The 18,140-nt window shown below is 66.0% G+C and carries 18 protein-coding genes and 1 tRNA gene; 10 read left to right on the forward strand and 9 right to left on the reverse strand.

Annotation, left to right across the window (positions count from 1 at the left end; all coding sequences use genetic code 11):
* Positions 1–52: 52 nt before the first annotated feature.
* From QGG57_04530 to QGG57_04550, 5 genes are all read left to right on the forward strand, one after another.
* Positions 53–511, forward strand: coding sequence for a 30S ribosomal protein S13 (locus tag QGG57_04530; protein MDP7007435.1), 459 nt, complete (start codon positions 53–55; stop codon positions 509–511).
* A 4-nt stretch (positions 512–515) separates the two neighbouring features.
* Entirely contained in the window at positions 516–1,307 is a 792-nt protein-coding gene (locus tag QGG57_04535) for a 30S ribosomal protein S4 (GenBank protein ID MDP7007436.1), read from the forward strand.
* Positions 1,304–1,693: a 30S ribosomal protein S11 gene (locus tag QGG57_04540; GenBank protein ID MDP7007437.1), complete on the forward strand. Its 390-nt coding sequence runs from the start codon at positions 1,304–1,306 to the stop codon at positions 1,691–1,693. The genes QGG57_04535 and QGG57_04540 overlap by 4 nt, the downstream gene beginning before the upstream one ends.
* Positions 1,693–2,544, forward strand: a complete 852-nt coding sequence (locus QGG57_04545) for a DNA-directed RNA polymerase subunit D (protein ID MDP7007438.1) — start codon at positions 1,693–1,695, stop codon at positions 2,542–2,544. The genes QGG57_04540 and QGG57_04545 overlap by 1 nt, the downstream gene beginning before the upstream one ends.
* Positions 2,545–2,632 (forward strand) — tRNA-Leu (locus QGG57_04550).
* A 107-nt stretch (positions 2,633–2,739) separates the two neighbouring features.
* Here the strand turns inward: QGG57_04550 and rqcH are convergent.
* Both rqcH and QGG57_04560 read right to left on the reverse strand, forming a co-directional pair.
* Entirely contained in the window at positions 2,740–4,515 is a 1,776-nt protein-coding gene (rqcH, locus tag QGG57_04555; protein ID MDP7007439.1) for a ribosome rescue protein RqcH, read from the reverse strand.
* Positions 4,516–4,528: 13 nt separating this feature from the next.
* Positions 4,529–5,911: a CARDB domain-containing protein gene (locus QGG57_04560; protein MDP7007440.1), complete on the reverse strand. Its 1,383-nt coding sequence runs from the start codon at positions 5,909–5,911 to the stop codon at positions 4,529–4,531.
* 125 nt (positions 5,912–6,036) lie between these two features.
* Here QGG57_04560 and QGG57_04565 point away from each other — a divergent pair, with 125 nt between their 5' ends.
* Together QGG57_04565 and QGG57_04570 are read left to right on the forward strand one after the other, a co-directional pair.
* Positions 6,037–7,071 carry a bifunctional phosphoglucose/phosphomannose isomerase gene (locus QGG57_04565; protein ID MDP7007441.1) on the forward strand — a complete coding sequence of 345 codons (1,035 nt, stop codon included), beginning with the start codon at positions 6,037–6,039 and terminating at the stop codon, positions 7,069–7,071.
* Positions 7,071–7,661, forward strand: a complete 591-nt coding sequence (locus QGG57_04570) for a CDP-2,3-bis-(O-geranylgeranyl)-sn-glycerol synthase (protein ID MDP7007442.1) — start codon at positions 7,071–7,073, stop codon at positions 7,659–7,661. The genes QGG57_04565 and QGG57_04570 overlap by 1 nt, the downstream gene beginning before the upstream one ends.
* Before the next feature lie 12 nt (positions 7,662–7,673).
* Here QGG57_04570 and QGG57_04575 read toward each other — a convergent pair whose 3' ends face one another.
* Both QGG57_04575 and QGG57_04580 read right to left on the reverse strand, forming a co-directional pair.
* Positions 7,674–7,961, reverse strand: a complete 288-nt coding sequence (locus QGG57_04575) for a signal recognition particle subunit SRP19/SEC65 family protein (protein MDP7007443.1) — start codon at positions 7,959–7,961, stop codon at positions 7,674–7,676.
* Between the two features lies 1 nt (position 7,962).
* Positions 7,963–8,346, reverse strand: coding sequence for a 30S ribosomal protein S8e (locus QGG57_04580; protein MDP7007444.1), 384 nt, complete (start codon positions 8,344–8,346; stop codon positions 7,963–7,965).
* A 79-nt stretch (positions 8,347–8,425) separates the two neighbouring features.
* Here QGG57_04580 and QGG57_04585 point away from each other — a divergent pair, with 79 nt between their 5' ends.
* Genes QGG57_04585 through lysS form a run of 3 tightly spaced genes read left to right on the forward strand, consistent with a single transcriptional unit; the run spans position 8,426 to position 12,004 of the window.
* A complete protein-coding gene (locus QGG57_04585) occupies positions 8,426–9,838 on the forward strand; it encodes a hypothetical protein (GenBank protein ID MDP7007445.1) in 1,413 nt (470 codons plus the stop codon).
* Between the two features lie 39 nt (positions 9,839–9,877).
* A complete protein-coding gene (locus QGG57_04590; GenBank protein MDP7007446.1) occupies positions 9,878–10,474 on the forward strand; it encodes an orotate phosphoribosyltransferase-like protein in 597 nt (198 codons plus the stop codon).
* On the forward strand, positions 10,475–12,004 hold the full coding sequence (lysS, locus tag QGG57_04595; protein MDP7007447.1) for a lysine--tRNA ligase: 1,530 nt from the start codon (positions 10,475–10,477) through the stop codon (positions 12,002–12,004).
* Here lysS and QGG57_04600 read toward each other — a convergent pair.
* From QGG57_04600 to QGG57_04620, 5 genes are all read right to left on the reverse strand, one after another.
* Positions 11,995–12,354: a VanZ family protein gene (locus tag QGG57_04600; GenBank protein MDP7007448.1), complete on the reverse strand. Its 360-nt coding sequence runs from the start codon at positions 12,352–12,354 to the stop codon at positions 11,995–11,997. The genes lysS and QGG57_04600 overlap by 10 nt on opposite strands.
* On the reverse strand, positions 12,351–13,085 hold the full coding sequence (locus QGG57_04605) for a hypothetical protein (protein MDP7007449.1): 735 nt from the start codon (positions 13,083–13,085) through the stop codon (positions 12,351–12,353). Before QGG57_04605 ends, QGG57_04600 begins: the two co-directional genes overlap by 4 nt.
* A 99-nt stretch (positions 13,086–13,184) precedes the next feature.
* On the reverse strand, positions 13,185–14,210 hold the full coding sequence (locus QGG57_04610; GenBank protein ID MDP7007450.1) for a M20/M25/M40 family metallo-hydrolase: 1,026 nt from the start codon (positions 14,208–14,210) through the stop codon (positions 13,185–13,187).
* A complete protein-coding gene (locus QGG57_04615; protein MDP7007451.1) occupies positions 14,203–14,862 on the reverse strand; it encodes a biotin--[acetyl-CoA-carboxylase] ligase in 660 nt (219 codons plus the stop codon). Before QGG57_04615 ends, QGG57_04610 begins: the two co-directional genes overlap by 8 nt.
* A complete protein-coding gene (locus tag QGG57_04620) occupies positions 14,859–18,134 on the reverse strand; it encodes a DNA polymerase II large subunit (GenBank protein MDP7007452.1) in 3,276 nt (1,091 codons plus the stop codon). Before QGG57_04620 ends, QGG57_04615 begins: the two co-directional genes overlap by 4 nt.
* Between the last annotated feature and the right edge of the window lie 6 nt (positions 18,135–18,140).

The following is an 18,140-nucleotide window of genomic DNA, read 5'->3' on the forward strand; positions in this document are numbered from 1 at the left end:
ATAAATAGGGGTCTAGACTGCCGCCAACTCCTGAGTCCTCAGGGAGGAATATTTGGCCGAAGATAGCGAATTCAAATACATAGTCCGCATTGCAGAAACGGACATCCCCGGAGAGCAGAAGCTGGCGTATGCGTTGCCCTCCATCAAAGGCATTGGGCAGCGCATCAGCAACGCGCTGATTAGCCAGCTGAAACTTAACCCTGCGCGACCGGCTGGAGAGCTGGATGACGAGGACGTCGCCCGACTGGAAGAGGCCATTCGCAGCGCTGCCGGAAGCGTCCCGGCCTGGCTCACGAACCGGCAACGGGACTATGACTCGGGCGAGGACATGCATCAGGTAAGCATAGAGCTGAAGATGACACAGGAAGAAGACATTAATCGACTAAAGAAAATCAAGTGCTATCGCGGCGTACGGCACGCCTCGGGGCATAAGGTCCGCGGCCAGCGCACATACTCCAACGGACGACATGGTCTGGCTCTGGGCGTCAGCCGCAAGAAGATTAGTAAGTAGAATTATGGGCGACCCGAGATTTCCCCGCAAGCATTACGATACTCCATCGCACCCCTGGCAGAAGGAGCGCATCGAGAAGGAGAGTGCGCTGGTCCACCAGTACGGACTCAAGAACAAGCGCGAAATCTGGAAGGCCGGTACAAGGGTGCGGCAGATGCGACAGCAGGCACGAAAACTCACCGCCACCGCCTCGGAGCAGGCGCAGAAGGAACGCAGGCTGTTGCTCGGCCGACTAGACCGGCTCGGACTGCTCGACCGCGGTTCCGACCTGGAGGACGTGCTGCGCATGGATGTCGAAAAGCTGCTTGACCGGCGACTACAAACGCAAGTTTACCTGCAGGGACTCGCTTCTACACCGAAACAGTCACGGCAACTGATTACGCACGGCCACATCACCATCGATGGCGCCGTAGCACGGGTTCCCGGCATGCTGGTCACCCGCATGCAGGAGAAGCAGATTGCCTACTTCAGCGGCTCGCCGCTCATGAGCGACCTCCACCCGGTCCGGCCCAAGCCGCGCACCGACGCCGATTTCGACACAGAGCCGGCAGAGGACGAGGCACCAGCGGCCCCGGCAGCGGAAGAGAAGGCTAAAGCCTCCGACGAGAAACAGGCGGAAGCACCGGCAGGCGCCGGAAGCGATGCCGCAGTCGCGACCTCAACCGACGAGGCGAAGCCAAAGGCGAAGAAGACTGCTGCTAAAAAGAAGGAAAAACCCGCTGCAAAGGCTGAAAAATCAGCGGCTAAAAAATCAGCTAAACCTGCCCCGAAGGCCGCCAGCGAGGAGAAGAAATGAGCAGTGAACGCTGGGCCGTAGCGCACATCTTTGCGTCGCATAACAACGTCATTATCACCGTCACCGACGCCACGGGCGCGGAGACCATCGCCAAGTGCTCGGGCGGCATGGTCGTCCGGGCACAGCGCGAGGAATCGCGCCCCCACGCGGCGATGCTTGCCGCCAACCAAGTCGCCGACACCCTCAAGGAGCGCGGTATCGGGCAGGTACAGGTGCGGCTACGCGGCGCTGGCGGCAAGCGGGGCGGCAACCCCGGACCGGGCGCACAGGCAGCCATCCGGGCGCTGACGCGCGCCGGCATCCTGATTACGCGCATCGACGACGTTACGCCGATTCCGCACGACGGCGGTAAGCCTAAAGGCGGGCGCCGTGGGCGGAGGGTCTGATGAAGCTTAACGTCAGGGAACTCCGCGCCGATTACACCCTGCTCGAGTTCGAGGAGGTGAACTACTCGTTCCTCAACTCGCTGCGCCGTTCGCTGATCGCGATGGTGCCCTGCCTCGGAATCCACGAGGTCGACTTCCACATGGGGGCACTCGGCTCCTGGACTGACGAGGAAGGCGAAGAGCGCGAGTATGAATCCATCAGCGCCATGTTCAACGAAATCGTGGCGCACCGGCTGGGTATGCTGCCGGTCCCGACCGACTCAGCGACCATCGCTGCCTTTGGCGCGGCGCTGGACGACCCGGAGCAGCAGCCGGAAATCATGTATTCGCTCCACAAGCAGGGACCCTGCACAGTCTACTCGGGCGACCTGGAGCCGGTCAACGGCGACAAGTCACTCGCGATTCCCGACCCGCACATTCCCATCGTCAAACTGGGCGAGGGACAGGCCATTCTGGTCTACGCCCGCGCCATCATCGGTACCGGCTCCCGGCACGCCAAATGGCAGGCTGCCGTTGCGCCTCGCTTCTACGAAGCGCAAACCGTGAAAATCAGTGGCAGCCGCGCCAAGGAGCTGGTTGAGACTGCCGGCACCGGCGGCTTCAAGAAAAGCGGTAAGGCTCAGGTCCTCAAAGACCCGGCCAAAGCGTACCAGGCCATCCGCAACCTGCGGCGGTACCACGACGACCCCAAGGCCGAGGAGGCCATTGAGGTCGAAACGCTGACCGACCACTACCTCTTCGAGTTCGAGACCAACGGTGCCGTGAGCGCCAAACTGGCGCTGGAGCAAGCCCTTAAAGCACTCGATTCGCACTGCGCCGAGTTCGTTGCCGGCCTCGAAGCGGCAGCCTGAGCGGGGGTCGCATAGCATGGCCAATTGCGCCAGGTTGAGGGCCTGGTCCTTTAGAGGTACGAGGGTTCAAATCCCTCCCCCCGCACCACCATCACAATGTTGTTTTTGGTCAAGGTTTTACAGCGGCTGGGCGGAGCGCAGCCGCTGAAAAAAGCTTGGTTTGAATCCGGCCCCCCGCACCATCATCACAATAATTTACTTTATATCTATATCGTGCAGAGAAACTATCTCGTACTTACCACCCGGCAATAACTTCTCGACCGCCTCGCGGGACTGCCCGAAGGCACTGGCTAACTGCGCCACCAGCGCCTTGCGCTCGGTGAAGCCGGGCTTCAGCGTGACCCAGCGGCTGGCGTGCGCCTGCACCGCCGCGGGCGGGCCAGCCATCAGCTTCGGCGCGCCGTCACGCTCGATTTCGCCGAGCGCCAGCTCAACCGCCAGATTGCGATGCCACTTGCGCCGGCCGCGGACCATGAACGCCCCCTTGGGCAGGAATTCTCCCGCCGGCGCCGTCTTCGAAACCTGGTCGCTCTCGACCCAGTAAGCGTGCCCGGAGGCGACGCCGGCAGCCCAGGCACGCGAGCAGGCGAGGCTGAAGCGGCACGCCTCTTCCATCGCCGCTGCCGAGGGTGGCTCCGTGCCGTGCTTGACGACGACGCTGGGCGCACCGTGGATATCGGCGTGCGCGTAGCGGTCGCCCGCCTTGAGGTAGCGTTTGACGATGCGGTCGTTGGATGTAGCGTCGCGGCCGGCTACCGCAATCTCGCCGCTGGAGGCGATGAACCAGCGGTAGCGCTCGAACCACTCCTGCGGTGCGGTCGGCTTCGCAACCTTGCGCTTGCGCGGTCGCGGCACCGCCGCCAGCTCGCGCGCGCGCAGTGCCTTGCGCTCGAGCCGCTTTGCGGCGTCGAAGAGCCACGAAGCGTTCGACTCAGCCGGGAGCGCCGCCTCCAGCTCCAGCTCGCGCCCCTCCAGCTCAATCTTCAGCCGGCCGCGGTAGTCTGGCTCGCCCGCTACCAGCGCCTCCGCTACCTCGGCAGCGTGCGCGAAGAGCAGTTCGCCGTCGCTGCGCAACTGCTCCGCCTCGGCCAGGAACTGTTCCGCCGCTTCGCGCTGCTTTGCTTCACGGCGCTCATCAGCGTTCGGCGGCGTGACTGGCTCCGGGCGCAGTTCACGGAAGGCGGCAATCGCTGCGTCGAAGGTATCGAAGTCGCGGCGGTCGTCGAACCCCTCGAGTAGGAACGGCGAGACGGTCGCCGGCTCGCCGTCGCGGAAAAAGATAGTGGGCTGCCGCTCGCCATCAAGCAGGCTGCGGACGCGCTGCCATAGCGTCGCCATGCTTGCGGCGGGCAGCTTTGCGGCGCGCGTCCCCGTAAGGCCACGCGCAGCGGTTTCGGCCAGGTCGCCGCCCAGGTTACACTCAACCGCCAGCGCCGGCACCAGCTCGCGCTTCGACGCGGCCAGCTGTTCAGCGAACTGCGTCTCGCTCGCCGCAAATGGGTCGCAAGGCGACGGCGGCGGGAGATAGACTTCGCCGGGCCCCAGCGTACGATGGCGGAACTCCTGCCGTCGCAACGCCTGCACGATATTGCCATCCTCGCAGAGCAGCGCGTTGCCGCGGTGGAACAGCTCGAGCAGCAGCACCGGCCGAGCCTCGCCCGCCGCGAAGCGCAGCTCCAGGATGCGGTCCGCCCCGAGTTGCGCTATCGACTCGAGCCGCGCCTTACGGATATGCCGTCGCAGTTCTGTAATGAAACCGCCGGTCGTCGGGGCGCCGACCGGCGCGTCACCCAGCCAGGCCCAGCCCTGCAAATCAACCAGCAGGTGCAGCGTCCCCTGCTGGCGGTGGCGTAGCTTGAGGTGCAGCAGGTTGGCTTCGGGGCGCTGGACTTGCTCGACACGCGCGCCAACTAGTGACTGCCAGCTCTCAACAAGTGCCCGCAGGTCGGGGCTGCTGAGCGCCTTCTTCATCGCCTCCCGCAGCCTACTCTTCGTCTTCGCTGCGGTAATAGCGCGAGAGCAGCACCGCCGCACCGACCGAGGCGGTCAACGCGGTGAAGCCTAGATAGAACGACGGGTTTGCCGTCTTGATGCGCACTACCTTGAAAGTGGTCGAGGCCTCGTTGTTAGTCTCGTCGCTCTCCGTGATAGCCTTGTCCCCAGGCTTGCTGCCATCGAGGTTGTTATACTGGTCAACCATCACCTTCACCGGCAGGCCGGTTTCGCTATCACTGTGGGGGCGGTTGGGCTTGTAGCTGACTGATACTGTCTCCTCTTCGCCATGGTCGAGTGAACTTACGTACTGGACCGTGCCGACAGTTGACCCGTCGACAGTGAACCATACGTCCACGTTCGTGGCGCTGTTTCCAGCCGTATCCATGCTTCCACCATTGTTCCGTACCTTGGCAGTTATCGTCACGAGCTGTGAATTGCCACGAGCGGTAATCCAGGCCGAGGTGTGAGAGAAGGAAATGTCAGTCGCCTTGATTTCAAGGTCGGGTTCCGGGAGAACTACTGAAAATGTGGCGCTGTCGGAAGCCCCGTTGCTCGAAGTCGCTGAAATCGTCACGGTGTAGGTAGCGGGAGCGGCTCCCGAGGACGGCGTGATGGTTATCTCGCCTGTGTGACTGTGGGTTGCGACAGTGTTGCTCTGGCCCTTGATTTCGAGGCCGTTGCTCAATCCAGTGGTCAAGGTCCAGGCGTGGGCCGTGGTTGAAACCGAGAAGTCGTAGGTGTCATCATTCCAGCCGGTGTTGGTTACCGTGTAACGCCAGACCGTCGTTTCACCCTGATACACCTTGTTGGTGCTGGCCGTCGAGGTTGATTCTGCGGTCACATCAACCGTGTAGGCATTGACTGCTGTTATGGTGATATCAATAGAGTTGGTTGCATTATTGGAACCTGCCGGGTCGCCCGCATTGTCATCTCCGTCCACAGTCATGTAGCGGGGGTCACTCTTGCCGTAAACCGTTATGGTGTTCGAGGTACCACCAGTACATGCTCCGATACAGACAACGCTCAGGTAGGCCGTAGCGGTGCCGCCCTTGGCCACGTCAATTGACTGGCCGGGAAGCTCGTTTCCAGAGGAATCCGAGAAGACGTAGGGCCAGTCCGTACCGGACAGCCAGCTGCCGTAGAGTTTGACGGTCTGGTAGTTGTAGGTGTTGTCGCTACTAGTGAGGGTCAGGGTGAAGGTCACTGATTCGCCCGCGAGGACGTTACCCGTAGAAGCGCTGGAAGCCAGAGTTATCGGCGAGGCCGCACTCACCGTGCTGGTTAGCGCCAGCGTAGTGAAGAGCAGTGCGCCTGCAATGAGCGCAACAAGCATACGGCGGCCGCCGTTCGCATTCGGTTCTACTGGTTTCATAGCCATCATCTCACTTCGTCCTCCTCGGGGGAGGTACTCCTCGACGGAATCCCCGTTTTATAAACCTTTGGTAATATTATCGTCGGTAACCGGTGTGATTAAAACCTTGGGCTGGCTGGAGGCGCGTGGCAGCTACGAATTCTATCGAAACTGACATGCAACGCTTTGGCGCGCTGTTCGCCGCCGCGACCGACGCCAGCGAGGACGCGCAGCCGCTTGCGGCCGGCAGCGTTATCGTCGCTGGCATGGGCGGCTCGGGCATCGCCGGCCGGCTGGCGCAGGCGCTCGCGGAGCGGTGCGGTGGGCTGCGCGTCAGCGCCTGGAGCGACTACGGGCTGCCGGCATGGGCCGACGGCAGCGAGCGGCTCATCGCGGTTTCGTATTCGGGCAACACCGCCGAGACGCTCTCAGGCGTCGAGCGCGCCATCGAGCTGGGATGCGGCTGGGAGGCGATTACTACCGGCGGCCGCCTCGCCGCACTGGGGCGGGAGTATGGCGCGCCCGTGACCGCCATCGAGCCGGGGCACCAGCCGCGCGCCGCGCTGCCGCTGCTGCTGGTGCCGCTGCTGCAGCGGCTGCCGATTGCCGGGATTGCGGCGCAACTGACCGAAGCGGGGGAAGTGCTTGGCGCCGCGGTATCGCCTGTTGGGGCCGCGACTGCGGCATCGCCTCCGGCGCCGGCCGCAGCGCCTGACGGGGGCGAGAGCGGCGCCACCGCCAGCCCCGCCGCGATTGCGGCGCAGCTCGCCGGCAAGCTGCCGTTCATCTATGGTGCCGGCGGCCTCGCGACGGTGGCGTACCGCTGGCGCTGCCAGATTGCGGAGAACGCCAAGCAACTGGCGGTGCACCACGCGCTGCCCGAGCTGGACCACAACGAGATTGTCGGCTGGGCCTCCCCGCCTCCGAACGCGGTCGTCGTCGCGCTGCGCGAGCCGGACGAGCCGGCCCGCGTCGCGGCGCGCTGGAAAGCGACGCGCGCGGCGGCGTGGCGCGACGTCCCGGTCATCGAGTGCCGGGCACGTGGCGAAAGCCCGCTGGCGCGCTGGCTCTCGCTGGTGCATCTGGGAGACACGGTCTCGGTGGAGCTGGCGCACCTCAACGGGGTGGAGCCGACCCCGGTGAGGGTGATTGAGGAGCTGAAGCGGAGGCTGGATGACTGATGACGGTAGTGGCAATCACTCCATTGGGGATCGTTCTAGTCACTGTTTGGCACATGCTGCCAGCTTACCTTGCTAACACAATCGCGTCCATAGTTGGCGGTGGGGCACCTATAGATTATGGGCGCAACTGGAGAGATGGGCGACGTATCCTGGGTGACGGGAAAACCTGGCGTGGGCTCGTTGGCGGTACACTTGGAGGCCTGCTGGTGGGTCATTTTCAAATAACCACTGGCTCAAGTTTCTTCAGCGGCTATGTCTCATGGGGTTCTTCACCCTACCTGATTTTCTTCCTGCTCGCCTTTGGAGCGCTGGTGGGAGACATGGCGGCGTCGTTCATTAAACGACGGCAGGGGCAGGAGCGCGGCGCCAAATCGCCACTGCTCGATATGTATGATTTCATAATCGGTGCGCTGGTCATGACTGGGTTGTTCGGAGGGGACTGGCTTGATTACTGGCTTTTCGGTGGCCGGTTTTCCTATGGTTGGGTGCCCCTCATCACTATCGCAACTATCGTCATCGCCACCCCTATTCTGCACCGTAGCGTCAATATTCTCGGTTACAAGCTCGGGGTGAAACAGGTGCCGTGGTAGCGGCGCACCGATTCAGTCGGTGCGCCGCGCTGCCTTTAATTTGGCGCCGAGCTGGTGCAGCAGCTCCGCCTTCGCGCCGCCGTAGGCGAGCCGTAGGCGTCCCCGCCCGGCGGCCCAGTGCGCGGGATGGCTCGCCTCTTCCGCCGTGGGCGCCAGCCCCATGGACTTCGCGAGCGTCGCCAGCTCTTCGGTCGTGGGCGACTTGACGCACTCGGCGACCGGCAGGCGCCGGCCGGCGGAACGCGCCAGCCGGCTATCAAAATATTCGGGGTAAATGACGAGCGGCCGCCGGTCGCCCATTTCAGTCGGCTATCAGGACTGCGCTGATGACGCCGTGCTGTCCCGGTCGCGAGGTGACGCGGGCGCGGCCCGCCTCGGTCTCGATGACCGCGCCGCGAGTAACGATATTCTGTCGCACGTAGTGCGGGTTTGCCGAATTTTCGACGACGTCCAGTATTTTCGACTGCGTGGTCTTGCCCTTGGCGGAGTCGGTGACTGTCGCGATTTCGTCGCGCAGCAACCGCACCTTGCGGGTGCCGCCGCGAGCACGGGCAAATTTCTGTCGCCGCTCACCGACGCGGGTCAGCTGCAGCTCGCGCCCGATTTCGGCGCGGCGCTTACCGCGGTGGGCGTGGCGGCGGCCGCCGGTTGGCTTGCGTTTTGAACGTCCCTGCCAGAGTGCCATAGTAGGAATTCGCGCACGAGCACCCCCTATTAAAGGTTCAACCCCCGGAAGCTTATAGTCCCGTCTTCGATGGCGCGGCGTGAAACGGGGAGTCCTCCTGCTGGCACTGCTGTTGCTGGCGCCATTGGCAAGCGCCTTCGGTGCGCCGGTCGAGCAGGATGTAGGCCGCACCATCACGGCATGGGATGTCGCCACCGAAACCGGCGTGACCGTGAGCGGTGACGTGGGCGGCAACCTGTTGCTCTTCGCCCCGGGCGAAGCGGAGCCGGAAAGCGAGCAGCTTGACGAAAATCCCATCGACGACGTGGCTATCTCGGCCGACGGCGAGCGCTTCGTCGCGATTTCGGGCAAGTTCCTGACGCTTTACGGCCGGACGGGAGGACCGCTCTCGCACCACGATTTCGCGGGTGAAATTCCACTGGCGGCCGCCATCTCGCCCTCCGGCGATTACTACGCCGCCGTTTACGACAGCGGCAATATCCGGCTCTGGTGGTTCCTGAACAAGGACGATGTTCGACAGAAATGGGAGTTCCCGGACAGTGAATTCGACTACTCGGAGGAACAGCGTGAGGAGGTGCGGCGCGGCCTCAACGCGACCTCGCTGCTGGAGATGAGCAGCGACTACATCGCCGTGGCCGGCAAGGGCAAGCTCTACGTGGTGCTGCGCAACGACGGCAGCCTGAAGCAGGCCTACCCGCTCGACGGCGCCGCGCAGCAGCTCGAAATCTCCGACGATGGCAGCACCCTCTGCCTCGCCACGCAGGGGTCGCTCTCGACCTACCTTTTCAGCGGCGGCAGCGAACGCAGCTGGCGCTTCGAATCCCCCGAGCAGGACTCGGTCCACGCCATCGGGCTAGCGCCTGACGGTGGCCTGGCGGCGGTCCTGCACGGCAGCGCGCCGCAGGTGGTGACCGGGTTCACCCCCGACTCAAGCCAGCCAGCGTGGGAGTTCGAGCTGGAGGCGACACTGATTGAACCGGTGTTGGCCGTTTCCGACAGCCGCGTCGCGGTCGCCGGCCTGGGGCTGGGCGAGCCCGACCTGCTGCTGCTCTCGGCTAGCGGCAAGCTGCTCGCCAGCACCACCGACACGGGCGCGAGCAGCGTGCTATTCGGCGGCGGGCGCGTTATCACCAGCAGCGGCAACTCGCTCGCGAGCTACGCCCTGCCGGCAGCCGGAGGCGACAGCGGCGGCTTCGAGCTACCGGTCGACGCGCGCACGCTCGGCTTCGCGGTCGCGGCGCTGCTGCTTGTGGCGGGGGCAGTCGGTACAGTCTTCTACCTCGATATCGACCTGCCCTTCGGTGGCGGTAGCCTGCCGCCCGTCGCGCCCCCATCAGGCGGCGCTCCGCTAAAGGTCAAGCCGGTTGCGGCAGCCGGGACTGCGACCATCGCCTGCCCCGGCTGCGGGGCGCGAATGAAGGTGCCGAAGCTGGGGCGCGCGCAGAAGGTGAAGTGCGGCGAGTGCGGGCTGGCCGGCATGGCGGAAATATAGCAGGATAGACTTTAATAGCAGCGAAGCGGGTCGAAGCGCGTGTCAATAGAATCATTATCTGAACGCGCCGACGAGTTACGCGAGAAAGGGCTCTCGACGCGCGAAATTTGTCAGGAGCTGCATCTGTCGCGGGCGACGGTCGAATGGCTGCTCGCAAAGCAGGCCTCGGAACCGGGAGAGCGGCCGCCGGCCGACGTCAAGGCGGGCTGGCGCACCATCGGCGTTTCAGGCTTCCGGATGCGCGCTACCGCTGAAATCATGGCCGACATTATCCTCGAGGAGCAGGAAAAGCACGACTTCGATGTAGAAGTCGTCGCCGGCGTGATGGCGAACGGAGTCCCACTCGGCACGCTCATCTCGGAACTGCTCGAGGTTGACTTTGCGATGGTACGGCCGTCGCGGGAAGATACCTCCATCGACTTCGCATCCAACTTCGCCGGCCTCAAAGATAAGCAAGTGGTAATCATCGATGATGTCGTCAGCTCCGGCACCACCTCGCGCGAGGTCATCGAGTTCATAAAACAGGAAGGCGGCGAGCCGGTGCTGGTGATTGTAGTTATCAACAAGCGAGCCGAAAATGAGCTGGACGGCGTCCCGCTGCGTGCGCTGGTTCGCGCGCGGCCCGTCGGCACCTGAATGCACTGGGCGGATGTTGCCGCCGCACGACTTCTGGAGCGCGGCGACCGCCACGTAATCTCTTCAGGAATCACCCCGTCGGGACCCATCCACGTCGGGAGCATGCGCGAAATCCTGACCGCCGACGCGGTAGCACGCGCGGTGCGCGACGCTGGCGGCGAGGCGGAGCTGGTCTACGTGGCGGACACAGCCGACCCGTTGCGCAAAGTCTACCCGTTCCTCGACGAGAGCTACGCCGAATGGGTCGGCCACCCGCTGGCGGAAATCCCCGCCCCTGAAGGGGACGGTAGCTACGCCGACCATTTCCTCGAGCCGTTTTTCGACGCGCTGCGCGAAGTCGGAGTGGCACCGCGAGTGGTCGACAACCACGCCGCCTACCGCGAGGGGCGCTTCGCCGACTGCACCCGCGCCGCGGTCGAGAACGCGGCGGGCGCGCGCGAAATCCTCGAGCGCGTCAGCGGGCGGCAGCTGCCGCGCGACTGGTTCCCGTGGACCTGCCGCGACAGCGACGGGCGGCTGGTCAACGGCCGCGTCACCGAATGCAAGTGGCCCATACTGGAATTCGAGAACGCCGCGGGCGAGATTGTGCAGAACAACCTCGCGAAGGGCGAAGGGAAGCTGCCGTGGCGGCTCGACTGGCCCGCCAAATGGAGCTGGCTCGGCGTCAGCTTCGAAGCGTTCGGAAAGGACCACGCCACTCGCGGCGGCAGCTTTGATACCGGTCGCGAGATAATCGAAGCCATCTACGGCGGCAGCGCCCCCGACCACCTCGTTTACGAATGGATTCACCTCAAGGACAGTGGCGCGATGCACTCCTCGACCGGCGTAGCCGTTTCGGCGGCCGAGATGCTGCGCATCGCCCCGCCCGAAGCGCTGCGCTGGCTGGTACTGAAGCCACAGCCGCAGCGGCACATCGACTTCGACCCCGGGCTGGGAGTCCTGAATCTTGTCGACGACTACGACCGCGCCGGGCAGGCGCGCTTCGCCGGCGACACCAGCGACGACAGAAACGACTACACCCGCGCGTGGGAGCTGTCGCAAGTCGCGGAAATACCGAAGGCGCTGCCGGCGGTCCCGTATCGCCACTTGGTGACGCTGGCCCAGTCGCGCCCCGGGCTTGACGGCATTGTCGAGACGTTGCAGCAAACGGGCGAGCTGGAGGACGTCTCCGCCAGCGACCGCGAATGGCTCGCCAAGCGGCTGGAGTGCCTCGAGAACTGGCTTGCCGGCCCGGCGCCCGACGCGGTGCGCTTCACGTTGCAGGAGCGGCCGCCGCAGCTCAAGCTCGGGAAGGGCGAGCGCAATGCGCTCGCCACGCTGGCGGGGCTGCTCGCGGAAGCGGAGTGGCAGCCGCAGCCGCTACACGACCTGTTCTACGCGGCGCAGGCAACGAGCGGCCTGCCGGCGAAGGCTCTCTTCGAGCTTGTGTACCGCGTGCTGCTCGGCCAGTCGCGCGGGCCGCGGCTCGGCTTCTTCCTCGCGACGCTCGACCGCGAGTGGGTCGTCGCGCGGCTGCGCAGCTATTCGTAACGACTGAAAGCGAAGCTGCCGAGCGCAACGCCCGCCGCATCGGCCAGCCAGTCGCCCAATTCCGCGTCGCGCCCCGGCACCAGCGACTGGTGCAGCTCGTCGAGCGCGCCGTAGCTGGCGCCAAGCGCGAGCACGAAGAACGCCGGCGCGACGACTGGCAGCGGGTGGTGGCGCGCGACCGCGTTCCGCAGCAGCGCGCCGAGCAACGCGAACTCCACCAGGTGGTCCAGCTTGTCCGCCAGCGGCAGCCCGCTCGCGGTCGCCAGGCCGCCGACCGCCGACTGGTGGCTCAGCAGGGCAATCAGCGCCATCCAGCCCAGCGCGAGCGCCCACGCCAGTCGCGGACTCAAAGTTTGCCCTCGCGCATATCGCGCAGGTCATCGAGGTCGTCGCTGTCGAACTGGTTGGGCGGTTCGCCCGCCAGCTGCGTTCCGAGGTCGACAGATTCCACGGCCCAGTACATCACCGAATCCTCGTTGTTCGAGTGGCCGGGATGGTCGGCGTCCTCGTGGTCGTGCGGCGACTTGTAGCCGATATTGACCAGCGCGACGAGGTGGCCATATTCGTGGACCAGCACCGCCTTCTCGACGTCCTGCGCCGAGACTAGCAGGAACGCGGCGTCCTCGACCTGCTCCTTGAAGATGACGATGGATGAGCCGCGATAGGCGACCCCCAGCGCATCCGGGTTATCGGCGTATTCGCCGTTCAGGTAGAGCAGGTGGATGACGAACGTACCGTCCCCCTTGTGGCGCGTCCGCTCGCGGTCCTCGAGTGCGACGACCTCATCGAGCGTGTAGGAATCGTCGTCGCTGCTGAACGCATGCTGCTGCACGCTCACCGCCGATTTCCCGGTCGTCTCCGAGATGCGCTGCTTCAGCAGGTCCAGCGCGCCGCTGTCGGGGGCGTTGCCCTCGACATAGCTGATTTCGAGCAGCAGCTCGCCGTACGGGTCATCGCGCAGGATTTCGTAGCGGCACGCGCCAGTCGAGGGGGCGCAGTCGAACGGCCCCAGCTGCGAATCGTGCAGGCAGCCCGCCAGCGGCAGCAGCAGCGCCATCGCCAGCGCCAGCTTCAGCTTCACGCGGTGCGAGCGGCGGGGGATTTTAGCGGCTGCGGCGCACCGGCCGCAGGCCGGGGTGACGCCAAGCCGCGCCGCGGAGCAGCGGCTGCGGCAGTCCCATCAGGCGTCGCGCAGGAACCGCAGGTAGAGTTCGTAAACCCTCCGCACCGACGCCAGCGAGACCCACTCCCCGGGCGCGTGCAGGTTGCCGCCTTCGGGACCGAGGATGGCGGTCGGCGCGACGGTGGCGAGGAAGTTGAAGTCGCCGACCGATGACGAATCGCCGGGCGGGTGGCCGCTCAGCGCCAGCAGCCGCTCGACCGACGGTGTGCGCTCGGCCGCGTACGCTTCGGGCGGCGGCGTCGGCCGCTCCGCCTCCGCGACCGCCAACCGTGGGTCGAGCTGTCTCAGCGCCTCGCGGGCGGCGTCGCGCGACTCGCCCGGCGCGAGATGGCGGTCGACGACCAGCAGCGCGTCCTGCGGGTGGCTCAGCCCGCGGGCGCGTGACGTGAACTCCAGCACAACCTGGCTGCCCGTGACCGCCATCGCTTCGATTTCGAGTGCGATTCCGGCCATGCGCGCCAGCGCACTCTCGCCCTCGCGCGTAGCGTGGCCGCCTTCAGTCTCGAGCGCAAGGCGGAAAACTGCGCGGCCGGGCGCCGACAGCACGACTCGCTCGCCGCTCGGCTCGGGCACCAGCACCAGCTCGGGCGCCAGTTCGCGCAGCCGCGGCAGCGCAGCGTTCACCCCGCGGCACCAACCTTCCTCGTCACAGGTCAGCAGCAGCGAGAGCGGCCGCTGGCCGCTCTCGCCAGCGCAGGCGCGGAACGTTTCGACCGCAATCGCAAGCCCCGCCTGCATGTCGGCGGCGCCGAGGCCGACGAGGTTGCCGCCTTCGCGGCGCGGTGCGTGCGGCGCTTCCCAGCCGGGGGCGGGCGGCACCGTGTCGAGGTGCGCGCAGAGCAGGAGCGGGGCGCCGTCGCCGGGGGCGTGGCACCAGAGATTCACGGTGCCGCCCTCCACAGGCTGTAGCTCCGACTCCCAGTCGGAAAGGTAATCGGCGAGGAACTTTGCTTTCGCAGTCTCGTCGCCCATCACCGATGGAATCGCGACCAGTTGCTCGAGCAGCCGCTCCAGTTCAGGCAAGGCTCACCTCCTCCGCGTGCAGCCGCTCGGTCCCGTCGGCGGTGCGCACCTCCAGCGCGCCGTCGGCGCCGATGGCGAGCGCGGTGCCGCGGCCGCCCTCCCACGCGACCGGCTGCCCCAGCAGCTGCTCATGCACACGGTAGCGCGCCAGGAACTCCGGCGCCGGCAGCCGCGCCAGCTCGCGCAGCCGCGCGATAATGGCGGTCGCGAGCGGCTCCAGCCACGCCTGCCAATCGGCGGCGGGCGGCAGGCTGCCGCCCACCGCCTCCAGCGTCGTCGCACCAGCCAGTGGCGGCTCGCCCTCCAGGTTGAGGCCGATGCCGGCCACTGCCAAATCGCCTTCGGCTTCGCAAAGCACGCCCCCCAGCTTGCCGTCCGCGCAGAGCAGGTCGTTGGGCCACTTCAGCCCGATGCGTTCCGGGCAGTGCGGCTGTAACACATCGCGCGCCGCGAGACCGGCACGGAGCGGCAGGAGCGGGTCGTTTTCCACGACGACCGACATATAAAGTCCCCCGACAGGCGATTCCCAGCTGCGGCCGTGGCGTCCGCGGCCGACGACCTGCTCACGTGCGACCACCGCATCCCAGCACGCGAGTCGCTGCGCGAGCGCCCGGCGATTGGTTGAATCGACGCTCTCCAGCCAGTAAATCACATGAACGCCCCGAGGCTGGTCTGCTGGATTTCCTCGTTCTCCAGCGTGTCCTCGATGGACTGAAATATCAGTTCCAGCCGCTGCTTGAGGAACGGCCGCGCCTCGTAGCGCTGCGCCATTTCATGCGCCATGATGCGGTACTTCGAGACCGAGGCGCGCGAGATGTTGAGCAGCAGCCCGCCACCGCACTTGAGGCAGGTCTCGCGCAGCGGCGGCCGCCGGTACTTGGCGGTGCACTTCTTGCAGCGCACTCCTTGCGACGCGAAGGCGCGCAAGTTTCCCACGAGGTCGCGCATCAGGTGCTTCTCGATAGTTCGCTCGGCGACATACGTAGCGTCGGAAGCGCGCAGGCGCTGCGCCAGCTCGAGGGTCGCCTGCGACTTCTCTAGCATCGTCCCCAGCACGACGTAGCGTGATTCGTGCGGCCCGTCGTTCAGGTCGCTGGTGGAATGGGTGAAGCCGAATCCCTCGTACTGGGCCGGAGTTTCCAGCCGGTCGGCGACCATATCGAGGCGCTCGCGCAGCGTGGCGGGATGGTCACCGCGGGCAGCAGCCTGGTAAAATTCGAGCGGCAGCTGCGATTCGAGGTCGATGTTGTGCGCCTCATTATCAATCTCGGTCGGGTCGATGCGGGTGCCCAGCACCCGCGGAATGTCCATCGTACCTCCACGAGTAGTGGGAAGGAAGTGTTCCGAGAAATTGAGCAACCCATCGAGCAACAGCATCACCGAGTCTTCATCGCCGTCGCAGTTACGTCGCTTGGCGGCATGCATGAACGGATGCCCGTACTGCACCTTGGCATGGGTGAAACCGATGAGTCGCGCCAGCACCCCGGCCGAGGTGTGCGGGCTGAGGCAGATGAGCAGCTGGCCGATGAGGTCTTCCGGCTGCGCCGCGTCCGGCAGGTTGTAGAAGCGGTCGCAGCCGTAGAGCTGCTTCAGTTCGTCATCGACGAAGCGGGCGACCCCCAGCAGCCAGTCACTGGCGCGGCGCGAGATGATGAGGTCCTGCACCCGCAGCTCGAGTAGCTGGGCTCCGTCGCGCAGTTCTGCGCCCTCAACATCGTGTGTGTAGCCCAGCTCGTGCGCCTTCTCGACGCTGAGGCCGATTTCGGCCGGGCGGAAGTGAGTCAGCGGCAGGTTCATCATGTCGTAGCGCAGCGTCCCGTCCTTGAACACCCGCAGGTCGTAACGTGCGCGCAGCAGCCCCTTCTCCAGCGCCTCGGGGGTGCGGCTGGCAGACATCATCGAGCGGACGCCCTTCACCGGTGGCAGCACACCGATTCCGGCGTTGCGCTGTGCAGATTCGACCTCGGTGCGCAGGTCAACCTCGCGCCGCTTCGCCTGCTCTTTCACCACCGTCCGCTGGCCGCAATGGTGGACCGCGACCGTCTCGTTGCTGCACGTGCGGCAGTAGCGCAGCTCCGCCTCCAGCTCGACCCCCTTGCCGGGGCGGCCCAGCTGGCTCTGTGACGGCTGCGATTCCAGCGCCTTGTTGAGCATGCGCTGCGGGCCGCCCGCCGGTCCGACGGGGAAGAGTACGTGCGGCGGCGGCTTCATGCGGCGCACGTCCGCCTTCTCGGGGCGACCCATGCTGGCGCCGAGCCGCGTCGGGGCGCGGGCGCGGATTTCGACGCCGGCAGCGGCGGAGACCTGCGCCAGCACGTCATCACCTTCGGCGTCCGCATCGCCGAGGCTGTGGAGTAGCGCGGCGGCCTCGTGGCAGACGCGCAACGCTTCGCCAGCGGGCGCGAACGGGACGCCCAGCGTCAACAGCAGCGGCTGCGCCTCCGCCGGAAACAGGAAGCTATCACCGTCGCGGCTGCCATCCGCCGCGAGCTGGCGCAACTGCGCCAGCTCGTCGAGGCTGAGGTCGTGCCACAGGAAGGTGTGCGCGGGGTGGAGCGGGACGCTGTACTGCTGCGAAAGCGCGAGCGCCGCGGCGAAGTCCGGAACACCGCCAGGCGGTTCACCGCCGGCAGCGCGCAGCTCCGCTTCCCACCACTCGGCGCACCAGCCGCCGGGAACGAGCGCGTGGTTGTTCTCGAGGAACTCGCCCGGCGGAATCAGCACTTCGCCCACGTCAATGATTTCACGGATGCGGGGCGCGACCGCCTCGGCCTCGTCGCGGCTGGAGAGGCGGACGCAACTGCCGTCGTCAAGCAGCACCAGCGGCCCCTCGATGGAATCGCACGGCGTGACCGCCGCCGCCTTACCGGGGAGCTGGATTTTGAGCTGGGTACCGATGGCCGTGAAGCTGTCAAGCGCGACCATCGTCGCCGGATTCAGCGCGACCGCCGCGAGGCCCGTAAGCCGCGTGCGGCCGTAGCGCAGGCGGAAGCCACCCGGGCGGTCCGGGAACGCGAAAATTGGGCGGCCAACGAGCACGTCCCTGAGGTACTTGTATTCGCCCGCGCCCGCCTTTTCCTGCTTCTGCTCGGCGTACGAGCGCAGGAAATCCCAGCCGTCAATCTCGAGCCGCTCGACATGCTTGAGCACTTTGGCCGCCTTGAGGCAGAGCCCCTCGGCAATCACCAGCGCCGCGCCGCCGCGCAGCCGGTTGGTCTCGACGCGCGGCAGGTCGCGGTTGCCCGCCACCTCGAGGCGCTCGGTCGGCTCGCCGGTGATGCAGACCGGACAGGCGCGCACAATTGCGTCAATCTCGTCGCCCGACGGGAGGTATTGCAGGTTGACCGCGCGCTTGTAGAGCGGGATTTCCTCCTTGTAGCGCTCGACCTCAGCCGACGTGGGGATGTAGGCGTCGAGCCCCAGCTCGCGTCGCACCACGTCCGCTATCAGCACCGAAAGCGCCTGCGCAGTGCCACCGGCGGCGCGAATCGGGCCGGCGTAATAAATGGCGGCACAGCGGGTCGAGTTGTGGTTCTCCATCGTCGCGACGCGCACCACTCCCTCGGTCGGCGCGACCAGCACGCCTTCGGTGAGGATTGAGAGCGAGGTGCGCACCGCCTGCTCGAGCGCCTTCTCGACCCCCAGCTCGTCGCGCAGTTCGCCGGCGAGCTCGCGCGCCACCAGCAGCGCCGCGGTCTGCCGGTCGTGCTTCGCAATCACCTCGCGGATGCGCGGCGCGATGCCCTCCGGGCCGACCTGAGCCTCGACCCGCTCGGCGAGGTCGCGCGCGCGCGGGATTTCGGCTTCATCCTCGAGGTCGTAGCCCGCCTTGCGGGCGCGCCCCACCAGCTCGTAGCACGCCTCGGCGCGCGCCTCCAGCGCTTCGAAGTAAGCCTCCATTTCCGGCGACGCGACGGCTGCCACACAGTC

This window comes from Candidatus Poseidoniia archaeon (genome assembly GCA_030748895.1).
Taxonomy (GTDB): Archaea; Thermoplasmatota; Poseidoniia; order MGIII; family CG-Epi1; genus UBA8886.

Coding starts and splice junctions, on each gene's coding strand:
- QGG57_04545 (MDP7007438.1), top strand. CDS start 1,693: ATGAAGCTTAACGTCAGGGAACTCCGCGCCGATTACACCCTGCTCGAG.
- QGG57_04535 (MDP7007436.1), top strand. CDS start 516: ATGGGCGACCCGAGATTTCCCCGCAAGCATTACGATACTCCATCGCAC.
- QGG57_04580 (MDP7007444.1), bottom strand. CDS start 8,346: ATGGCACTCTGGCAGGGACGTTCAAAACGCAAGCCAACCGGCGGCCGC.
- rqcH (MDP7007439.1), bottom strand. CDS start 4,515: ATGAAGAAGGCGCTCAGCAGCCCCGACCTGCGGGCACTTGTTGAGAGC.
- QGG57_04560 (MDP7007440.1), bottom strand. CDS start 5,911: ATGAAACCAGTAGAACCGAATGCGAACGGCGGCCGCCGTATGCTTGTT.
- QGG57_04575 (MDP7007443.1), bottom strand. CDS start 7,961: ATGGGCGACCGGCGGCCGCTCGTCATTTACCCCGAATATTTTGATAGC.
- lysS (MDP7007447.1), top strand. CDS start 10,475: ATGCACTGGGCGGATGTTGCCGCCGCACGACTTCTGGAGCGCGGCGAC.
- QGG57_04540 (MDP7007437.1), top strand. CDS start 1,304: ATGAGCAGTGAACGCTGGGCCGTAGCGCACATCTTTGCGTCGCATAAC.
- QGG57_04570 (MDP7007442.1), top strand. CDS start 7,071: ATGACGGTAGTGGCAATCACTCCATTGGGGATCGTTCTAGTCACTGTT.